At 42.4% G+C, this 21,123-nt stretch carries 17 protein-coding genes, 1 pseudogene and 1 other annotated feature; of the genes and pseudogenes, 13 read left to right on the top strand and 5 right to left on the bottom strand.

Features of this window, described 5'->3' with window-relative positions:
- The first annotated feature begins 341 nt into the window (after positions 1-341).
- Genes DWY31_RS09620 through DWY31_RS09610 form a run of 3 tightly spaced genes read left to right on the top strand, consistent with a single transcriptional unit; the run spans position 342 to position 5,012 of the window.
- A complete protein-coding gene (locus tag DWY31_RS09620; protein ID WP_021859876.1) occupies positions 342-824 on the top strand; it encodes a MarR family winged helix-turn-helix transcriptional regulator in 483 nt (160 codons plus the stop codon).
- Complete coding sequence (locus DWY31_RS09615) at positions 821-3,193, top strand: ABC transporter ATP-binding protein (protein WP_118520275.1); 2,373 nt, start codon at positions 821-823, stop codon at positions 3,191-3,193. Before DWY31_RS09620 ends, DWY31_RS09615 begins: the two co-directional genes overlap by 4 nt.
- Before the next feature lies 1 nt (position 3,194).
- A complete protein-coding gene (locus DWY31_RS09610; protein ID WP_118520273.1) occupies positions 3,195-5,012 on the top strand; it encodes an ABC transporter ATP-binding protein in 1,818 nt (605 codons plus the stop codon).
- Here the strand turns inward: DWY31_RS09610 and DWY31_RS09605 are convergent.
- Both DWY31_RS09605 and DWY31_RS09600 read right to left on the bottom strand, forming a co-directional pair.
- Positions 4,989-5,744 (bottom strand): gamma-glutamyl-gamma-aminobutyrate hydrolase family protein, encoded by a 756-nt coding sequence (locus DWY31_RS09605; RefSeq protein WP_118520271.1) that lies wholly within the window; start codon positions 5,742-5,744, stop codon positions 4,989-4,991. The two genes, DWY31_RS09610 and DWY31_RS09605, sit on opposite strands and share 24 nt — an antisense overlap.
- Positions 5,745-5,923: 179 nt before the next feature.
- On the bottom strand, positions 5,924-6,862 hold the full coding sequence (locus DWY31_RS09600) for a D-2-hydroxyacid dehydrogenase (RefSeq protein WP_118520269.1): 939 nt from the start codon (positions 6,860-6,862) through the stop codon (positions 5,924-5,926).
- Between the two features lie 178 nt (positions 6,863-7,040).
- Here DWY31_RS09600 and DWY31_RS09595 point away from each other — a divergent pair, with 178 nt between their 5' ends.
- The 9 genes from DWY31_RS09595 (at position 7,041) to rsmH (ending at position 15,247) form a co-directional block, all read left to right on the top strand.
- Complete coding sequence (locus DWY31_RS09595; protein ID WP_118520267.1) at positions 7,041-7,910, top strand: C39 family peptidase; 870 nt, start codon at positions 7,041-7,043, stop codon at positions 7,908-7,910.
- Positions 7,911-7,981: 71 nt separating this feature from the next.
- Entirely contained in the window at positions 7,982-8,584 is a 603-nt protein-coding gene (gene thrH, locus DWY31_RS09590; RefSeq protein ID WP_021859882.1) for a bifunctional phosphoserine phosphatase/homoserine phosphotransferase ThrH, read from the top strand.
- 117 nt (positions 8,585-8,701) lie between these two features.
- Positions 8,702-8,939: a binding site (T-box leader), on the top strand.
- 172 nt (positions 8,940-9,111) lie between these two features.
- A complete protein-coding gene (locus DWY31_RS09585) occupies positions 9,112-10,137 on the top strand; it encodes a bile acid:sodium symporter family protein (protein ID WP_118520281.1) in 1,026 nt (341 codons plus the stop codon).
- 224 nt (positions 10,138-10,361) lie between these two features.
- The gene (locus DWY31_RS09580) at positions 10,362-11,192 is read left to right on the top strand and encodes an energy-coupling factor ABC transporter permease (RefSeq protein WP_118520265.1); all 831 of its coding nucleotides are present in this window, start codon (positions 10,362-10,364) and stop codon (positions 11,190-11,192) included.
- Positions 11,189-11,938, top strand: coding sequence for an ATP-dependent sacrificial sulfur transferase LarE (gene larE / locus DWY31_RS09575; protein WP_118288757.1), 750 nt, complete (start codon positions 11,189-11,191; stop codon positions 11,936-11,938). The genes DWY31_RS09580 and larE overlap by 4 nt, the downstream gene beginning before the upstream one ends.
- The gene (larB, locus tag DWY31_RS09570; RefSeq protein WP_117538199.1) at positions 11,938-12,696 is read left to right on the top strand and encodes a nickel pincer cofactor biosynthesis protein LarB; all 759 of its coding nucleotides are present in this window, start codon (positions 11,938-11,940) and stop codon (positions 12,694-12,696) included. The genes larE and larB overlap by 1 nt, the downstream gene beginning before the upstream one ends.
- Positions 12,693-13,913 carry a nickel pincer cofactor biosynthesis protein LarC gene (gene larC / locus DWY31_RS09565; protein WP_118520263.1) on the top strand — a complete coding sequence of 407 codons (1,221 nt, stop codon included), beginning with the start codon at positions 12,693-12,695 and terminating at the stop codon, positions 13,911-13,913. Before larB ends, larC begins: the two co-directional genes overlap by 4 nt.
- Before the next feature lie 21 nt (positions 13,914-13,934).
- The gene (locus DWY31_RS14195) at positions 13,935-14,129 is read left to right on the top strand and encodes an aldo/keto reductase (RefSeq protein ID WP_279220075.1); all 195 of its coding nucleotides are present in this window, start codon (positions 13,935-13,937) and stop codon (positions 14,127-14,129) included.
- Between the two features lie 62 nt (positions 14,130-14,191).
- The gene (gene rsmH / locus DWY31_RS09555; RefSeq protein WP_118520261.1) at positions 14,192-15,247 is read left to right on the top strand and encodes a 16S rRNA (cytosine(1402)-N(4))-methyltransferase RsmH; all 1,056 of its coding nucleotides are present in this window, start codon (positions 14,192-14,194) and stop codon (positions 15,245-15,247) included.
- A 14-nt stretch (positions 15,248-15,261) separates the two neighbouring features.
- On the opposite strand, the gene DWY31_RS09550 is transcribed toward rsmH, so the two are convergent.
- Positions 15,262-15,849: an HD domain-containing protein gene (locus tag DWY31_RS09550; RefSeq protein ID WP_118520259.1), complete on the bottom strand. Its 588-nt coding sequence runs from the start codon at positions 15,847-15,849 to the stop codon at positions 15,262-15,264.
- Positions 15,850-16,045: 196 nt separating this feature from the next.
- Here DWY31_RS09550 and DWY31_RS09545 point away from each other — a divergent pair, with 196 nt between their 5' ends.
- Positions 16,046-17,413, top strand: coding sequence for an MATE family efflux transporter (locus tag DWY31_RS09545; RefSeq protein ID WP_118520257.1), 1,368 nt, complete (start codon positions 16,046-16,048; stop codon positions 17,411-17,413).
- Positions 17,414-17,491: 78 nt separating this feature from the next.
- On the opposite strand, the pseudogene malQ reads toward DWY31_RS09545, so the two are convergent.
- Together malQ and DWY31_RS09535 are read right to left on the bottom strand one after the other, a co-directional pair.
- A pseudogene (gene malQ / locus DWY31_RS09540) lies at positions 17,492-18,837 on the bottom strand (4-alpha-glucanotransferase).
- A gap of 12 nt (positions 18,838-18,849) precedes the next feature.
- Positions 18,850-21,102 (bottom strand): glycogen/starch/alpha-glucan phosphorylase, encoded by a 2,253-nt coding sequence (locus DWY31_RS09535; RefSeq protein WP_199671972.1) that lies wholly within the window; start codon positions 21,100-21,102, stop codon positions 18,850-18,852.
- Between the last annotated feature and the right edge of the window lie 21 nt (positions 21,103-21,123).

Raw genomic sequence — 21,123 nt, 5'->3', positions numbered from 1 at the left:
TGCAGTTTTGAAGGTATATAACTTACAGAAGTGATTGGTATAAAGCCAGTCGCTTTTTTTGTTATAACGACGAGAAAAACGCATGTATCCGTGCAAATACAAACAAATCTTCTATAAAAAATATATAAACTCTCTTGACATTTATATAAGAAGTGAGTATCCTAAACGTTAGACTTTTAATGATTAGTCATCTAATTATTAAAAGTCTAACGTTTTTGCTATAGAGACAAGTTTTATCACTGTTTCCATAGATTACAGAGGAAGCTGCCAGTGGCAGGTTTCGCAGGTTAAATAAAGGAAAATAAAAAGAGAGCGCGGTGATTATGGGAGGGGAATACAACATGAAGAGAAAATGGATGGAATCAGGTTTTATGCTGATCCAACAGGTCGCTCATTTAGTAAAATATCAGGCAATGAGAGAGATGGAATCTTTTCATCTTAAACCGAATCAGGTAGGTATTATGTTTATTTTACGTTCAGAAGGCGAATTATCGCAGCGTGAACTGGCAAAGCTGATAGGAATTACACCACCATCGATGACGGTAGCACTTCGAAAATTGGAAAAACAGGGATATGTGCAGAGAAAAGTAGATGAAAAAGATCAAAGAATTCAGAGAATTACGATAACAGATCAGGGAGCAGATTGTCTGAATGAATTAAGAGAGACGATGCACATGTTGGAAGCAGGTCTTTATGAAGGTATTTCCGGAGAAGAACGGAAAGAACTGCAAAGAATTATGCTTCGCATGCGGACAAATATGTTGAATTATAAAGAAATCCAGGGCATGGATATGTGTTCAATTATGGAGGAGAGACATCTATGAGTAAACTTTTTAAATTTATGAAGCCATATGCAGGCGTTGTAGCGGCGATTTTGTGCGTACTGGTTGTGCAGGCATACTGTGATCTGTCATTACCGACATATACTTCGGATATTGTAAATGTCGGAATTCAGCAAAACGGAATTGATGAAAAGATTCCGGAGCAGATTGGTGAGGAAGATCTGGAGCATTTGTTACTTCTGGTTCCGGAGAAGGATCAAAGTACTGTGAAAAATGCTTATACGAAAAGCAGCAAAAAATATGATACAAAGCAAAAAGTATGGCAGTTGAAATCCTCTGTTAAAACAGATGAGAATAAAATGAATAAACTGTCGAATCTGTTAGCAAAACCAATGCTTCTGGCAGCGGGATTTAATTCTGGAAGTGACATGTCGAAAAAGATAGAAATCCAGATGAAAGATCAGATGAAGCAGCAGATGAAAGCGCAGATGAAGAGCCAGATGCAAGATGCGAGCCAGGCAGCACTTTCGTCACAGGTGCAGCCAGAGGAAGCCAAGCAGACTGTTAATGCAAGCCAAGCAGCCTCACAGTTAAAGAAATCAGAAAAAGAGATTGATAAGAAGATTGACAAAATGTCCATTTATGACATATTTGGTCAGATGAAAGGCGCACAGCGTGAGGAGCTTGTGAAAAAGATAGAAAAGAAGATGGATAAATTCCCGGACTCTATGCTGGATCAGGCAGCCTCAACTTATATTAAAGGTGCATATAAACATATCGGAATAGATATGGATAAATATGAGTCACATTATATTTTAAATACAGGTGCGAAGATGCTTGCACTGGCAGCGTTGGGAATGATCGCAAGTATTATAGTCGGTCTTATGGCATCACGAGTAGGTGCGGCAATCGGACGTGGACTCAGAAGGGACGTATTCCGTAAGGTAGTAGGATTTTCCAATGGAGAATTTGATAAATTTTCAACTGCGTCTCTGATTACTAGAAGTACGAATGATATTCAGCAGATTCAGCTTTTAACGGTTATGATTCTGCGTATGGTATTATATGCACCGATTATGGCAATCGGAGGAATTACGAAAGTGTTCCATACAAATGTGGATATGTCCTGGATCATTGCACTTGCTGTTGGATTGATCGTATTGGTTGTAGCGGTATTATTTTTCGTTGTTATGCCAAAATTCAAGATCGTACAGGATCTGGTTGACCGGTTGAACCTTGTCAGCCGTGAGATTTTAACAGGACTTCCGGTTATCCGTGCGTTCAGTACAGAAAAACATGAAGAAAAAAGATTTGATGAAGCAAATAAAAATCTGACAAAAACAAATTTATTTGTCAACCGTGCCATGACATTTATGATGCCGACCATGATGCTGATTATGAACTGTATTACCGTTCTGATTGTATGGATCGGTGGGTACAGTGTCAATGATGGAGCAATGCAGGTTGGCGATATGATGGCATTTATCCAGTATACAATGCAGATTATTATGGCATTCCTGATGATTTGTATGATCTCAGTCATGCTTCCGAGAGCAGCAGTATCAGCAACCCGTGTAGACGAAGTATTGAAGAGCGAGACAAAAATCAATGATCCGGAAACACCGCGGACATTTGCGAAAAATGAGAAGGGTGAAGTTGCATTTGAACATGTTTCGTTCCGCTATCCGGGAGCTGAAGAAGATGTACTGCATGATCTGTCATTTACAGCAAAACCGGGAGAGACAACCGCATTTATCGGAAGTACCGGAAGCGGTAAATCTACGCTGGTAAATCTGATTCCAAGATTTTACGATGTGACAGAAGGAAAGATTACAATTGACGGAACGGACATCCGGGAAGTTTCGCAGCATGATCTGCGTGCCCGTCTTGGATATGTGCCTCAGAAAGGAATTCTGTTCTCCGGTGATATTGCTTCCAATATTATGTATGGTAATCCAGACGGAAGCGAAGAAGAAATGATCGAGGCGGCCGGAATTGCACAGGCACAGGAATTTATTGATACAAAGAAAAAGAAATATCGCAGTCCGATTTCACAGGGCGGTTCCAATGTATCAGGAGGACAGAAACAGAGACTTTCAATTGCGAGAGCAATTGCCAAACATCCGGATGTATATATTTTCGATGACAGTTTTTCCGCGCTGGATTACAAAACGGATGCGGTGCTTCGAAAAGAGTTAAAAGCGAAGACAAAAGACAGTACTGTCATGATTGTTGCCCAACGAATCAGCACGATTCTTCATGCTGAGCAGATCATTGTTCTGGATGATGGACAGATTGTCGGAAAAGGTACACACAAAGAATTGTTGAAATCCTGTGAAGCATATTATCAGATCGCATCTTCCCAGTTATCTGAGAAGGAGCTGGAAGCAGATATGAAGGAGGTGGACTAATATGGCAAGAGGACGTATGCGCAGAGGTCCGGGAGCCCCTGTAGAAAAAGCAAAAGATTTCGAGGGTACGATGAAGAAGCTGTTACAGTATCTTGGAGCTTATAAAATCTCCATTGTGGCAGTAATTATATTTGCAATTGGGAGTACAGTATTTAACATTGTCGGACCGAAAATACTCGGAAGAGCAACAACCGAGATTTTCAAAGGACTTGTTCGGAAAGTTTCCGGTGGTTCAGGAATTGATTTCACGAAAATTGGGAAAATACTTGGAATGTTATTAGTATTGTACCTGTGCAGTGCATTATTTTCCTTTATTCAAGGATATATCATGACAGGTGTATCGCAAAAACTGACTTATCGTATGAGAAAAGAGATTTCGGAGAAGATCAATCGTCTGCCGATGAATTATTTTGATAAAATGACACATGGAGAAGTGCTTTCGAGAATTACGAATGATGTCGATACACTTAGCCAGAGTCTGAACCAGAGTGCGACACAGGTTATTACATCGGTAGCAACAATCATCGGTGTACTTATTATGATGCTCAGTATCAGTCCGCTTATGACATTGACGGCACTTTTACTGCTTCCGATTTCTATGGGATTTATTTCCGTAATTGTAAAACGCTCGCAGAAATATTTCATGAGTCAGCAGGAATATCTGGGACATGTCAACGGACAGGTAGAAGAGGTGTATGGCGGGCATAATATTGTAAAAGCATTTAATAAAGAGCAAGATGTAATTGCAACATTTGATAAAGATAACGATATGTTGTATCAGTCCGCATGGAAATCGCAGTTTTTATCCGGAATGATGATGCCGATCATGCAGTTTGTCGGCAACTTAGGCTATGTGGCAGAAGTTATTCTGGGCGGTTATCTGGCAATGAAAAGCGTAATCGAAGTTGGAGATATCCAGTCCTTCATTCAGTATGTAAGGAATTTTACGCAGCCGATCCAGCAGGTAGCGCAGGTGGCAAATATGCTGCAGTCTACAGCAGCCGCATCTGAGCGTGTATTTGAATTTCTGGAAGAAGAGGAAGAAGAACAGACAGTTACGGATTCCGAGCCGGTCGATGATCTGGAAGGCCGCGTAGAGTTTGACCATGTACATTTCGGATATAACCCAGATCATATAATCATCAATGATTTCAGTGTGAAAGTGGAGCCGGGACAGAAGATTGCGATCGTAGGTCCAACCGGAGCCGGTAAAACAACGATGGTAAAACTTCTGATGCGTTTCTACGATGTGAATGAAGGCGCGATCAAAGTAGATGGACATGATATCCGTGATTTTAATCGTTCCGAGCTTCGAAAAATGTTTGGCATGGTACTGCAGGATACGTGGCTGTTCAAGGGAAGTATTGAAGAAAATATCCGTTATGGTAAATTAGATGCCACACATGAGGAAGTGGTAGAGGCTGCGAAAGCGGCACATGTACACCGGTTTGTACAGACACTTCCGGGGGGCTATAACATGGAACTGAATGAGGAGGCAAGCAACGTGTCACAGGGGCAGAAACAGCTCCTGACCATTGCGAGAGCAATCTTGGAGGATCCGAAGATCCTCATTCTCGATGAAGCAACAAGTTCCGTAGATACACGTACAGAGATCCAAATCCAGAAAGCGATGGATAACCTGATGCGTGGAAGAACAAGTTTCATCATTGCACACCGTCTGTCTACGATCAGAGATGCAGACCTGATCCTTGTTATGAAAGACGGAGATATTGTGGAGCAGGGAAATCATGAGGAACTGCTCGCTAAAAATGGATTTTATGCGGATCTCTATAATTCACAGTTTGAGAGAAGCGCTTAAAGGAAGTGACAGGTGTTTCGCACTGGCAGCCTTTCGGACAAATTGATCAAATAAACGGCGCATTGCTTCGCAGTTTGTGTACATGCACTCGGGATGCCACTGTACACCGATTGCGAAAGTGTGACCGGTAGATTCAATGGATTCGATGACGCCGTCGGAAGTGATACCTGTCATTTTTATATGTTTTCCTAATGTTTTGACACACTGATGGTGATAGCTGTTGACAGCACAGGAATTCCCACAAATTTCATATAGCAGGCTATGAGATGCGAAAGCAACCGTATGGCAGGGATCGCTGCGGTCGAGAGAACGTTGGATATGATTGAAGGAGTTCCGGTTACGGAGAGACAGATCCTGATAGATTGTTCCGCCGAGCGCAAGGTTTAACACCTGCATACCGCGGCAGATGCCTAGTACAGGAAGATGAAAATCCAGTACTTTCTGCATCAGCGTAAGATGAAACTGATCGGTTTTTCTGTCGGTAGTACCGTGATCAGTCTGCAATTCTTCACCAAAAAGTTCCGGTGTGATATCATCACCGCCGCAGAACAGGAAACCATCGCAGATGCTCAAGTAGCTGGAGAGTGAGTCCGCGTCAGAAAGATAAGGAATAATGACAGGAATTCCATCACTTTTTTCAATTGCCTGAATATAGGAAAATGGCACAAATAGGCGGTCATCTGAAAAGCCGCAAAATACAATGCCGATTACTGGTTTTGTTATAGATTCCATAAAAAGCCTCCCCTGTACATATATTTATTAAAAAATATATGCGTCAGGGAAGGCTTTTATGTAATAGGAAACTTCGCTCCTATTACATAAACCCTCCGGGGGATGCGTACTCGCACGAAGAGGTAATATGTTGCAGGCAATCGTGCTCGGCGCGAGAATATGCCAAGGCACATTCTATCTTATTCTACATGAAAGAATTCTTTCACCTGTCCGAGAATGATCTGCATGAGTCTGGTTCTGGCTTCAATACTTGCCCATGCTACATGCGGTGTGATGAGGAGGTTCGGATAATCCTTTAATTCGCGCAACGGACAGTCTGGGCTCATCGGTTCTACAGCAAGTACATCCAGGCCGGCTGCCTGGATGAGACCGGTTTTCAGAGCCGTTGCAAGGTCTTTTTCTACAACGATCGGACCACGTCCGAGATTCAGGAAAATGCAGCTTTTCTTCATCTTACAGAAAGCGTCGAGATCAAGTAGTCCGTCGGTATATTCATTTAGTGGTGCGTGAACAGAAATAATATCCGAAGTACGGTACAGCGTATCCAAATCGACCTGATGGTAACCGTCCTGCGGGGCACTGCCGGATGGAGAAGCGTAGATAACATCAGCACCGAAAGCGGAAGCGATAGAAGCAACGCGGCGGCCGATGTTGCCAAGTCCGATGATTCCCCATGTTTTTCCCTTTAATTCGTAGAATACTTTTTCAAAATGTGTAAATATTGTGTCATTGGTATAACGGTCAGATTTGACATATTCATCATAGTATCGCAGATGTTCCAGCAGATAGAAGAACATGGCAAATGTATGCTGCGCAACAGATTCCGTAGAATAGCCGGCAACATTTCTCCATGCAATTCCTCGTTTGTCGAGATAATCCTTGTCCAGGTTGTTCGTGCCTGTAGCAGTGACGCACACCAGTTTCAGATCCTCGGCAGTACCGATGGTAGATTCATTTATCTGTATTTTATTAACGATAATGACATCGGCATCTTTCACGCGTTCCGGTACTTCTTCGGATGTAGAAAATGCGTAGCGTGTGACATCGCCGATTGCATCAAAACCGGACAGATCGATATCATCGCCGATAGTTTTTGCATCTAAAAAAACGATTTTCATATGTAGTTGGTCCTCCTTGTGAGTATTGGATGTGTATGTGGTTAGGATAACTGTATTTTGAGAACATGTCAAATTTTTCTTTTTTAAGAATTGTTAAGAAAATTATAAGATGACTCACCTTGTAATTATTTTGTAACATATTGTATAATGTCTCTCAGATAAGGAGAGTCATATACAGATGAAAGAAATCAAAAAACAGAAAAATAAAAAACGAAAACAGATTCTCAGAAGAAGGATTTACATGATGACTGCAGGATTTTTTGTGCTGCTTGCAGTCGCGTTTGCCATAGGACATCCCTCGGCGGGAAAGGAAGATGATCTGTCGTCGAAGACGAAGGAAGTAATACAGAATAAGACACAGGAAGAGATGTACACAAGCCGTCTCGAACGGGTGAAAGCAATGGCAAAGAACCAGGGCTATCCGAAAGGTGTCATTGAGCTACTGGACAAGAACGAAGATACGATTGACTTCGTGGAGGACTATGGAGAGAAGAAAGATCAGGCAGTAGCAAAAGATATTGGCGTGAAGATACAAAAGGGCACGATACCGGAGCTGATCCAGTGGGATGAACGCTGGGGATATACAAAGTATGGAACCAGCATTGTTGCGGTCAGCGGCTGCGGACCGACCTGTATGTCCATGGTTGTGTCAGGGCTTACCGGTAATACGAAGATCACGCCGGCAAGAACAGCAGCATACAGCGTACGTCACAATTTGATCGATGAAGAAAATAACACGTACTGGGAATTTATGGAGAAAGCAGCAAAGCATTGGGGACTGAACTGCTATGCAGGAATGTTGAATAAGAAGCAGTTGAAAGCAGAGCTTTGCAAAGGACATCCGGTTATTTGCAGTGTAGGACCGGGAGATTTTACAAAGAATGGACATTTTATTGTGTTGTCAGGATGGAAGGACGGAAAGATTCAGGTAAATGATCCATTCAGCCGTCAGAACAGTCAGAAACTGTGGACTTACAGCAGAATAAAGAAACAGGCAAAGTCTATGTGGGTATATAGTTATTCTAAAAAACAAGTGCAAGAGCGGTAAAAGTGTGTTACTATGAATGTACTATGTTAAAGTAGTAACGTAAAAGAGAACGGCAGCAGGAGGAAGAAGCGATGTATATTACTTGTTTAGATGTAGAAGGTGTATTAGTACCAGAGATATGGGTAGCATTTGCTGAAGAAAGCGGAATCCCGGAATTAAAGAGAACAACCAGAGACGAACCGGATTATGATAAATTGATGAACTGGCGTTTGAGTATTTTAAAGGAGCATGGACTTGGACTGAAGGAAATTCAGGAGACAATTTCCAGAATTAATCCACTTCCTGGCGCAAGAGAATTTCTGGATAAATTAAGAAGCTTTACACAGGTTATACTGATTAGTGATACATTTACAGAATTTGCGGCTCCACTTATGGAGAAACTGGGGTATCCGACCTTGTTCTGCAACAGTCTTGAAGTAGCAGAAGATGGTGAGATTACCGGATTCAAGATGCGTATTGAGCAGTCTAAGTTGAGCACAGTAAAAGCATTGCAGTCTATCGGTTTTGATACGATCGCCAGCGGAGATTCTTATAATGACCTTGGCATGATTAAGGCAAGTAAAGCTGGCTTTTTATTCCGGAGCACAGAGCAAATCAAAACAGACAATCCACAGATTCCGGCATATGAGACATATGATGAGCTGATGCAGGCAATTAAAGATACAATGGTATAGCAAGATATTAAAATAACAGACATCATAAAATATCAAAAAAACAGAGTGCGTTCTAATTTTTGCTTGACTTTTGAAAATTCAGGTATATAATAAATAACGTAAGTACATAAAGTTCACCGAAATTCGTTGATGAGAACAAAGCCGGATTTATATTTATTTACAGAGAGCCTGTGGCTGGTGTGAACAGGCAATAAGTGAATCGGGATATCCTCTCTGAGAAGCAGGTTGAAAGAAAGATTAGTAAACCTCGCCGGTATCCCCCGTTACAGGGATGGCATATGTCAGTATGCGACAGAGTGTTGCAGAGATTTTCTGCAGAATCAGGGTGGTAACGCGGATAGAATTCGTCCCTCTTCAGATGAGAAGTCTGAGGAGGGATTTTTTATATAATCAGGAGATGTAATTTCCTGTTATATAGAAAGCTTCCGGCAGGATATGCATTGGGGCGTACAATGATGATGTCACAGGCAACCGCCGTAGGCGTTGAAAAAATCGGTGAGCAGTATGATGAAGGAGGAATAAACAATATGAAAGCATTACAAAAAGCAAGCAAATTTTTATCAGACTACACATCGATTGTTGTAATTGCAATCGCAGTTGTGACCTTTTTTGTACCGTCTATGATGGGATGGGTGAATCAGGCATTATTTACAGACATGGTGGCAAATAAATTTACCAGTCAGTCCGTGATCATCGGAATTATCATGTTCAGTATGGGACTGACGTTGACAACAGAAGACTTTAAGATCCTTGCACAGAGACCATTTGATATCTGTGTGGGTGCGATCGCACAATATTTAATTATGCCATTTCTGGCATTTGCACTGACAAAAACATTGCATCTACCGGATGGAATTGCACTTGGACTGATTCTGGTTGGCTGTTGTCCTGGTGGTGTATCATCCAATATCATGTCTTATCTGTGCGGTGGAGATGTAGCATTTTCTGTAGGAATGACAACAGTTTCCACGTTGATTTCGCCGGTTATGACACCGCTGATGGTATCTTTCCTGGCAAGTGGAACAAAAATTACAATTCACGGACTTCCGATGTTTGTATCTATTATTGAAACAGTTATCTTACCGGTTGCAGTTGGATTTTTATTTAACTATTTATATGGAAAGAAGAGAATGTTCCACGAGATCCAGCAGATGATGCCTGGTGTTGCCGTGCTTGGACTCGCCTGCGTAGTCGGTGGAGTTGTATCTTCACAGGGAGATAAGTTCTTCCAGTCAGGAGCAGTTATTTTCATAGCAGTGCTTCTTCATAACGGACTTGGTTATCTGCTTGGATATGGAGCCGGAAAGCTGGTTGGCATGAATACATCAAAGAAGAGAACGATTTCTATCGAAGTCGGAATGCAGAATGCCGGACTTGCAACGAACCTTGCAACAACAACAGCTCAGTTTGCTTCCACACCGGAATCTGCAATTATCTGTGCGGTATCTTGTACATGGCACTCCATTTCCGGAACGTTACTGGCAGGAATGTTTGCAATGTATGATAAACATAAAGAAAAAGCAGCAGATGCAGTAAAAGTTAAGACAGCATAATAGCGAAAGCAGAAATAGATTCCATGGATGTGATCAATGCGATTGAATCTTCGATGACTGCAAAACGGAGAGAAACAGTAAATATAGAAGCTGTTTCGTCTCCGTTTTTTTATTATGCATGTGTTTTTATGTAGAAAAGAAAAATTTTTTCTGGTTGAAAAAAGGATTGTTTATCTTGTACAATAAAGGTATTGTAGAATTATCTTGGGGGAGGGAAATTATTTATGCACATGTCAGATGCATTACTTTCACCGGCAGTTGGCGGTGCGATGTATGCAGTCAGTGCGGTATCAATCGCATATGCAGTACAGAAGGTTAAAAAGGATGATTTGGGAGAGAAGAATCTGCCGATGATGGCAGTTGCAGGGGCATTTACTTTCGCAGCACAGATGATTAATTTTACGATTCCGGGGACGGGTTCCAGCGGACATATCGGAGGTGGAATCCTGCTGGCGGGACTGCTTGGCGGAACTCCGGCTGTAGTGACGCTGACCGCAGTTTTACTGATCCAGTGTCTGTTCTTTGCAGATGGAGGACTTCTGGCATTAGGAGCGAATATTTTTAATATGGGAGTCATTCCCTGCCTGTTCGTATGTCCGCTTATTTTCAGACCAATCTTAAGAAAAGGCGTGACACATAAGAGGATTATGATTGCTTCCGTTGTATCCTGTGTAGTGGGATTGCAACTGGGGGCTTTTTGTGTTGTTCTACAGACACTGGCATCAGGCGTGACAGAGCTACCATTTCATACATTTGTACTGCTGATGCAGCCAATTCATCTGGCGATTGGCTTTGTGGAAGGCATTATTACAGCAGGTATTCTGAATTTTGTATACCAGATGCGTCCGGAGATTCTGACAGATGTATTGGAAAGATTGGAGAAACCAGCAGAGAGAATAAGATACATAGAAGAATCTGATAAGGGCAGGTCTGACAGTGTGTCTGCGAAAAAAGTGATTTTGCTATTTGCAGATGGCCAGGCGGAAGATTTATTATATAATAAGGAACTGATGGAATCGGCAGATGTTGAAGCAATAGGAGGACCAAACTCATGAATCTGACAGGATTTTTTAAAGAGAATCCTAAAATTGCACTGGGTTTTTCCGGTGGCGTAGATTCTTCATATCTGCTTTATGCTGCAGCGCAGTGTGGCGTAGATATCAAACCGTATTTTATAAAAACAGCATTTCAGCCGGAATTTGAGCTGGAGGATGCAAGACGTTTTGCAAAACAGGTGGGTGTAGAGCTGACAGTGATTTCGCATGAGATTTTAAGCCATGAAGAAGTGGTAAAGAATCCGGCAAACCGTTGTTATTATTGCAAGACAGTGTTGTTCGGACTGTTGAAAGAAAGAGCAGTCTCGGATGGATATACTGTGTTGATCGATGGCACGAATGCATCTGATGATGTCGGAGACCGTCCGGGAATGAGAGCATTGAAGGAAATGCAGGTTCGTTCTCCGCTCAGAGAATGTGGACTGACAAAGATGGAAATCCGCTGCCTCTCAAAAGAAGCCGGATTGTTTACCTGGAACAAACCTGCATATGCCTGTCTCGCGACAAGAATTCAGACAGGGACAGGGATTGAAGCAGAGATGTTAAAGAAAGTTGAGCATGCAGAAGAAGAGCTCTTTCAGATGGGATATACTGATTTCCGCGTGCGCGTATTTCATGGCGCAGCTCGTCTGCAGTTTCAGCCGGAAGATATGATGCATGCGATTGAGAAACGAAAAGAGATCAGAGAACGGCTGGCACCGTGGTTTGACACGGTGTTACTGGATATGAAAGGCAGGGAACCGTAGTGGAACAGAAAGAAGTACGCGCTTTGCTGGAACAGGTTTCCAGTGGGGAACTGGATATAGATGAAGCCATGTTAAAGCTTAAGGAAGCGCCGTTTGAGGATCTGGGATTTGCGAAGCCGGATTATCACCGGGCTCTCCGGCAGGGAATTGGAGAGGTGATCTATGGTGCAGGAAAGACGCCGGAGCAGATTCATGATATTGTTGCATCCATGGTACAGCAGGGACAGAAAAGTATTCTGATCACCCGCATGAGCAGCGAAGCGGCGGAGGCGGTTGAACAGGATTTTCTAATAAAATATGATAAATACAGTAGAATCGGGCTGGTAGGAGAGATACCGGAGCCGGATGGAATCGGTAAGGTCGTTGTGGCGGCTGCCGGAACGAGTGATCTGCCGGTGGCAGAGGAAGCTGCACAGACAGCAGAGTGTTTCGGAAATGAAGTCATACGTCTGTATGATGTAGGTGTTGCGGGACTTCACCGTCTGCTGGCACATCGGGAAGAGATTATGACAGCACGGGTGATTGTTGCAGTTGCCGGGATGGAAGGTGCACTTGCATCGGTAATCGGCGGACTTGCAGACTGTCCAGTGATCGCAGTGCCGACCAGTGTCGGTTATGGCGCAAGTTTTGGCGGCGTGTCGGCACTGCTGGCAATGTTAAATTCCTGCGCCAGCGGAGTTAGCGTTGTGAATATTGATAATGGATTTGGCGCCGGTTATCTGGCGAGCATGATCAATCATATGGAGGGGAAGAGATGAAAACATTATATTTAGACTGTGGAATGGGCGCGGCAGGTGATATGTTAAGTGCCGCACTTCTGGAGCTGCATCCGGAACCGGAACAGTTTGTAAAGCGTCTAAACCGCCTTGGGATACCGAAAGTGGAATTTCAGGCAGAACCGGCAGTGAAATGTGGCATTACAGGAACGCACATGACAGTGAAAGTAGATGGCATGGAAGAGGTAAGCACAGATTACCATGAGGAAGCACACCATTATGAGCATCATTACGGCGAACACATCCACCATCATGACCATCATAATATGCAGAGTATTACTGCAATCGTAGGAAATCTGGATATACCGGAAGAAGTAAAAAAAGACATACTTGCTGTGTATGATCTGATCGCACAGGCTGAAAGCCATGTGCACGGTCGCCCGGTAGACGAAATTCATTTTCACGAAGTCGGTTCCATGGATGCAATTGCTGATGTGACAGCAGTCTGTCTTCTGATGCATGAACTGAAACCGGAGCGTGTAGTTGCTTCTCCGGTACACGTAGGAAGCGGACATGTCCACTGCGCACACGGAATCCTTCCGGTTCCGGCACCTGCGACAGCATGGATTCTGCAAGATATTCCAACTTACGGCGGAAAGGTGAGAGGAGAGCTGTGTACACCAACAGGAGCTGCGCTTTTAAAATATTTCGTTCAAGAATTTGGAAGCCAGCCGCCGATGCGTGTGGAAGGAATCGGTTACGGCTGTGGGCAGAAAGAATTTGAAGTAGCAAACTGTGTCCGTGCAATGTGCGGAGAAACGGCAGATAATCAGGATTATATCGTGGAACTTCGCTGTAACCTGGATGACATGACACCGGAAGCAGTTGGATTTGCAATGGAAGAGTTATTTGCAGCAGGAGTATTGGATGTATATACGACAGCAGTCGGAATGAAAAAGAACCGACCGGGAATCTTACTGACCTGTATGTGTAAGGAAAAACAGAGAGAAGAAATGATTCGGTTACTGTTTTTACATACGACAACTTTAGGAGTACGGGAATCTGTCTGCAACCGTTATACATTGAAGCGTACAATGAAGACTGAAACGACGGTATATGGCAATGTGCGGATAAAAGAAGTATCCGGCTGGGGGATAAAACGTCAGAAAGCAGAGTATGAAGATCTGGCTCGGATCGCCAGAGAACAGGAGATGCCAATCGCACAGGTGAGAGAGTGTGTGATGAAAGGAGAGGTCTGATAGGAATTAATAGAGCTTGCAGTGAAAGAATGTCTTACAAGCAGACATAAGAGAAAAGAATACATCTTGACAGATAAACTTACGATGGCATATTTTAAGAAGCAGGAAGATATCCGTCCGTTTTTTGAAAGCCAGTTAAAGGCATGCGGTGTAGATTATTTTGATTTTTATCTGATGCATGCACAGACTAAAGACATTTTTGAATATTTCAAGTAATGCAATGCATATGAGACTGCACTGGAATTAAAAGAAGAAAAAACGAAAGAATAGGAGCTATCATGGAACAGAATACAGAGAAAGTCCACAAAAGACGTGTACGATATAAAGGAAAATATCCACGGAAATATGAAGAAAAATACAAAGAATTAAATCCGGAGAAATACAAAGAAACGATTGCACATGTGATCAGCAAGGGAAATACACCTGCCGGTATGCATATATCTATCATGGTGAAAGAGATCCTGGATTTCTTTCAGATAAAGCCGGGAGAAACAGGATTTGATGCAACGCTTGGATATGGTGGGCATACAAAGGCAATGATGGAATGTCTGAAAGGCGAAGGTCATATGTATGCGACAGATGTCGATCCGGAAGAATCAGCAAAGACAAAGAAACGTCTTGCAGAACAGGGTTTCGGAGAAGATATCCTGACAGTAAAACTTCAGAACTTCTGTACGATTGATGAGATTGCAGAAGAAATAGGTGGTTTTGATTTTATCCTTGCGGATCTGGGTGTTTCATCTATGCAGATCGATAATCCGAAACGAGGATTTTCTTTCCGTGCTGACGGTCCGCTGGATCTGCGGCTGAATCAGGAGAAAGGAATCAGCGCTGCAGAGCGTTTGGATAAGATCAGCAGGGAAGAGCTTGCCGGAATGTTATATGAAAATTCTGACGAGCCATACTGTGAAGAGATTGCAAAAGCAATTACAGATGAGATTCGCAAGGGAAACCGTGTAGATACGACTACAAAACTGCGGGAGCTTATTACAGATACACTGGATTTTCTTCCGGAGAAGGAGAAGAAAGACACGATCCGCAAGACTTGCCAGAGGGTGTTCCAGGCACTTCGTATTGATGTAAACCGTGAATTTGAAGTACTGTATGAATTTATGGAAAAGCTTCCGGATGCGTTAAAACCGGGAGGACGTGTGGCGATTCTTACTTTCCATTCAGGAGAAGACAAGTTGGTGAAAAAGGCTTTAAAAGCTGGATATAAAGCGGGAATTTATTCCGATTACGCGAAAGATGTGATCCGCCCATCTGCGCAGGAGTGCGCACAGAACGGACGTGCAAGATCTACGAAGATGCGTTGGGCTATTAAAGCGCGGTAGCTTTAAAAGGGGAACTATTCTTTGATGTTCCCCTTTTTGATGTTTTCTTTCAGAATCTGGTCTGTAATTTCATATAACTGCTTAGAGCCATATCTGGTTTTCTGCTGTCTGCCATAAACCTGTGAGGCGTATACTTCATGTTCCCGCCAGTCAGCACCGCCATTGCTGTTGTTGAGAAGAAGAGGCTGTAGGTTATCCATTACGTGGGCGAATCTGGATTCAGCGGTTCTGGTTTCTTCAAATTCGTCAAAAAGAGCAGTCAGCTCTTCTTTCTGTGCATTCGGAAGTAAGGAAAAAATTCGTTCTTTTGCGGCATCTTCTCGTGCTTTCTGTGTTTTCAGCCCTTCTGTGTCATAAGCGTAAGTATCCCCGGCATCAATTTCTACAATGTCATGGATCAGACACATGATCATGACTTTGGTAATATCAACCGGTTCGTTAGAATATTCTTTTAAAAGATATGCCATGATCGCCATATGCCAGGCATGTTCTGCATCATTTTCACGTCTGCCGTGGCCGGACAGATGTGTCTGTCTTAAAATGTTTTTCTCTTTATCAATTTCCAGAATAAAGTCAAGCTGTTGTTTTAATTTATCGTTCATGTTAATGTCCTCCTGTACATATATCGCGGGACAAAGTCCCATTTTTTGACTCATAATAGGGCTGATTTCAAAATCATACAATTACACATGAGCAGGTTCAGACGGAAGTATGATCTTGTTATCCGGATATCATATTTTACATATAGAATAGTGCGTGTTATACTAAAAAGCAAGATATAAAAAGGATTAAATATAAATGAAACGAATTGATTTTGAAAATGGAACGGTTACAGGAAATATACTGGGAGCTGCGCTTCCGATGCTGGTGGCGCAGATTTTAAATCTGTTATATAACATTGTGGATCGAATATATATTGCGCGTATTCCAGAGGTAGGAACAGCAGCGCTTGGAGGAGTGGGACTTTGTTTTCCTGTTATCGTGATCATTACAGCATTTGCAAATCTGTTTGGTGGAGGTGGTGCGCCCTTATTTTCCATAGACAGAGGAAGAAAGAAAGAGCAAGAGGCAACACGTATTATGAATACGTCGTTTTCGCTTGTATGTTCCAGTGCTTTGTTGTTAATGATGATCGGACTTTTATTCTCCCATCCGATTCTGACACTGTTTGGAGCATCCAGAAGTGTAATGGTTTATGCACGTCCGTATCTGATGGTCTATCTGATTGGTACGCTTCCATCTATGGTTGCAGTTAGCATGAATCCATTTATCAACGCACAGGGTTATTCGCTGGTTGGTATGCTTTCGGTTGCGATCGGTGCAGTTGTGAATCTGATTTTAGATCCTCTGTTTATCTTTGTATTTGGAATGGGAGTACGTGGTGCGGCGTGTGCAACTGTAATTTCACAGTGTTTGTCTGCATTGTTTGTATTTTATTTTTTGACAAGAAAAGCAGAGTTAAAGGTGCGGCTACTAAAGAAAAATGAAATAGCAGAAAATATCGGATATGCGAAAAATATTATAAGTCTTGGAATGGCAGGATTTATTATGCAACTTACAAACGGCCTGGTAACAATCTGCTGTAACAATGTACTTGCAGTGACCGGAGGCGATATTTATATTTCGGTGATGACGATTATTTCCAGCGTGCGTCAGCTTGTAGAGACGCCGATCCATGCGATGAATGAGGGGGCATCTCCAATCTTGAGTTATAACTATGGTGCAAGACGCCCGGCAAGAGTCCGCAAGGCGGGCGTTGTACTGGCAATGATGATGATTTTGTATACCGGAGTTATGTGGAGTGTGATTATTCTGGAACCAGGTGCGCTTATACGTATTTTCAGTACAGATGCAAAATTGATGCAGGATGCAATGACTGCGCTTAATCAGTATTTCGCAGCATTTATTTTTATGGATTTCCAATATATGGGACAGACAGTATTCAAATCCCTGAACAAAAAGAAGCAGGCGATTTTCTTCTCCCTGCTTCGTAAAGTGTTTATAGTTGTGCCGCTGACATATTTTATGCCATACGTTTTAAATATGGGAACTTCCGGTGTGTTCCTTGCAGAACCGGTGTCCAATGTAATCGGTGGCAGTCTGTGTTTTATTACAATGCTGTGTATGATTTTGCCGGAACTGAAACGGATGGAAGTACCTGCTTAGAATGCCTTTTTGAATCTCCGTGATGGGTGGTAACACATGAGTGCAATGATGCCTTCAATTAATTCAGGCCAACCGAAATTAGAACGATTTATTTTGTTTTTCAGGAAGACGCTCGTACAACCATGTCATACGCTTCAAGCGCTTCATTGTCTGTGCATCAAATTGATTCTTTTCCATACGCCAGGTCCAGTTTTCGCCGAGTGTGGATGGTGTATTAATTCTCGCCCTGCCATCCAGATTCAGCAGATCCTGCATCGGTGTGATGCAAAGGTTCGCGTTGCTGCTCATCGTAAGGCGGATAAAATCCCATGCCAGATCGTCTTCGTCGAGACGTGATGTATGCATATATTCTTTTGCAAAATCTCGCGTTGCTTTATCTGTACTGTGATACCATCCTCTTGTCGTATCGTTGTCATGCGTGCCGGTATACACAACGCTGTTCTTTGGATAATTGTGCGGAAGAGTTCCATTCCAGGCCCAGGCATCCATGTGCCATCTACTGCGGTTTTATTTCCATAAGGAATGGAATAATATTCATCGAATCCACGGAAATGATCAATTCGGACTACGTCATATAATTTGAAACAATGACGGATCCGCTTGATCCACCAGTCGTACCCGGTCTTTTTATGATAGTCCCAATTGTACAATGGGTTGCCCCACAGCTGTCCGGTTGCAGAAAAATCATCCGGAGGACATCCTGCTACTGCTACCGGGTTATTCGCTTCATCAAACTGGAATAACTCTGGAGATGCCCATGTATCCGCACCATCAAACGCTACATAGATTGGAATATCACCGATGATCTGAATGCCTTGTGCATTTGCATAGGCATGAAGCTTTGTCCATTGTTTATCGAATTCATATTGCTGGAATTTATAAAATGCAATCTCTTCTGCCAGTTCATTTCTTGCATTTTCAAGTGCATCCTCTTCACGGTTTTTTAGAGGAGCTTCCCATTCATTCCAGCTGCTTCCATTTTTACTGTCTTTGATTGCCATGTAAAGACTGTAATCATCCAGCCAGTATGCATTTTCATTTATAAAGTGATCATATGCTTCGTCATTTTTAAAACGCGCAAATGCTTTTTTCAGCATTTTGAATCTAGAATTGTAAATTTTTTCGTAATCAATACAGTCTGCCTTGTCTCCAAAGTCATACGCTTTACATTCTTTTTTTGTCAGAAGTCCTTCTTTGATCAATGTCTTGGGATCAATAAAATATGGATTTCCTGCGTATGTGGAGAAGGACTGGTACGGGGAGTCCCCGTATCCAGTCGGTCCAAGAGGCAGGATCTGCCAATAACTCTGTACGGCCTCTTTTAATCGATCTATAAACTTATATGCCTCTTTTGAGAAACAGCCAATCCCGTATTTGGACGGCAATGAAAATACCGGTAATAATACTCCGCTTGCTCTTTCCATGTGCTCCTCCTCTTACAGATGCCAGATGTCGTTGTTGTACTCTTCAATTGTTCGATCAGATGAGAAATATCCTGCTCTCGCAATATTTACAAGTGCTTTTTTAGCCCATGTTTTCTGATCTGTATAAGCTTTCAGTGCTTCTTCTTTCTTTTCTTTGTAGCTGTCAAAGTCAAGAAGTGTCATGAACCAGTCTTTGCTGATGATTTCATGCTGCAATCTTTCAAGGTTTTCCTTCTGCCCAACTTTCAAAATTTCATCGCTTGTGATAAAGTCAATTGCTGCTTTGATGGACGGATTCTTTTCATAGAAGTCTTTTGCGACGTAATCTGCTTTTACGTAATGTTCGATTACGTCGTCGCTGGAAGCACCGAATACAAAAATGTTATCGTTGCCGACAAGCTCGTGGATCTCCACATTTGCGCCGTCTTCTGTTCCAAGTGTTATAGCTCCGTTCAGCATGAATTTCATATTACCGGTTCCGCTTGCCTCTTTAGATGCAAGTGAGATTTGTTCAGAAATGTCGCATGCCGGAATTAATTTTTCCGCTTTTGTTACATTGTAGTTTTCAACCATAACAACTTTCAGATATGGGCTTACTTCAGGATCATTGTTAATGATCTCCTGCAGACAGAGAATCAGATGAATGATATCTTTTGCAATTACATAAGCCGGTGCGGCTTTTGCTCCAAAGATCGCTGTCACAGGTGCTGCAGGAATCTTTCCTGCTTTAATTTCAAGATATTTATCAATAATATATAATGCATTCAGCTGCTGACGTTTGTACTCATGGAGACGTTTGATCTGAATGTCGAAGATCGTGTCTGCACTCACTTTTACGCCCTGTGTCTCTTCCAGATATTTGCACAATGCTTTTTTGTTTGCGTGTTTGATTGCAACTAATCGGTCAAGTACCTTTTCATCATCCTTAAACGCAAGCAGTTTTTCAAGTTCCGCTGCATCTTTTTTATATCCTTCTCCAATGAGTTCATCAAGAAGTGCTGTCAGAGCCGGGTTACAGTGCAGCAGCCAACGACGGAATGTAATACCATTTGTCTTATTATTAAACTTCTCAGGGTAAATCTTGTAGAAGTTATTTAATTCAGTCTCTTTCAGAATGTCTGTATGAAGAGAAGCAACACCATTTACGCTGAAACCATAATGGATATCAATATGTGCCATATGAACAGTATCATTTCTGTCGATAATAGAAACGCTTTCATCATCATATTTTCTTCTTACTTTGTCATCTAATACTTCAATGATCGGCATTAACTGTGGAACGACCTTCTTCAAATAGTATACCGGCCATTTTTCCAGTGCCTCTGCAAGGATGGTATGGTTTGTATAGGCGCATGTTTTAGAAACAACTTCGATCGCCTCGTCCATGTCTAAGCCCTTCTCTACAAGAAGACGGATCAATTCCGGAATTACCATTGTCGGGTGGGTATCATTGATCTGGATCACTGCATAATCAGCAAGATTATGAAGGTTGCACCCCTTTGCTATACATTCATCGAGAATCAGCTGTGCACCTGCACTTACCATGAAATACTGCTGATAAATGCGAAGCAGTCTTCCATTCTCATCGCTGTCATCCGGGTATAAGAAAAGTGTCAGGTTTTTCTCAATGTCTTCTTTATCAAAAGCAATTCCATCCTCCACGATCGTCTCATCTACAGAGTCGATGTCAAAGAGATGTAATTTATTTGTCTTATTGTTGTATCCTGTCACTTCGATGTCATACATTCTTGCATTTACATTAAGCCCTTTGAATGACACCGGGTAAATAACATCTGTTTTTTTCAGCCATGATTTTGATTCGATCCATGGATTCGGAGTTTCTCGCTGAAGATTGTTTTTAAACTCCTGTTTGAAAAGTCCGAGATGATAGTTCAGACCGACACCGTCTCCGGCAAGTCCGAGTGTTGCGATTGAGTCAAGGAAACAAGCTGCCAGACGTCCAAGTCCGCCATTGCCGAGTGACGGCTCTGGTTCTACTTCTTCAATCTCCGCAATGTTCTTTCCGTTTTGTGCGAGCACATCTTTTACTTCATTGAAAATACCAAGATTGATCATATTGTTAGAAAGCAGTTTTCCAATAAGGAATTCTGCGGAAATGTAGTACAGCTTCTTTTTGCTGTCTGTGCGTTCCTTTTCGCCTGCCATTTCCTGCACCATGCTAAGAAGTGCGTCATAGATTTCTTCATTGGAAGCCTGCGCGATCTCTTTTCCAAGTTTTTCCTGTAATGTTGTCTGAATGTTCATTTGAATAATCTCCTTTCAAAT

Origin of the sequence: Dorea sp. AF24-7LB (genome assembly GCF_003478575.1) — a bacterium.
GTDB classification, from domain to species: Bacteria; Bacillota; Clostridia; order Lachnospirales; family Lachnospiraceae; genus Dorea_D; species Dorea_D hominis.
The sequence above is the reverse complement of the archived record's forward strand: the minus strand, read 5'-3'. Positions and strand labels throughout refer to the sequence as shown.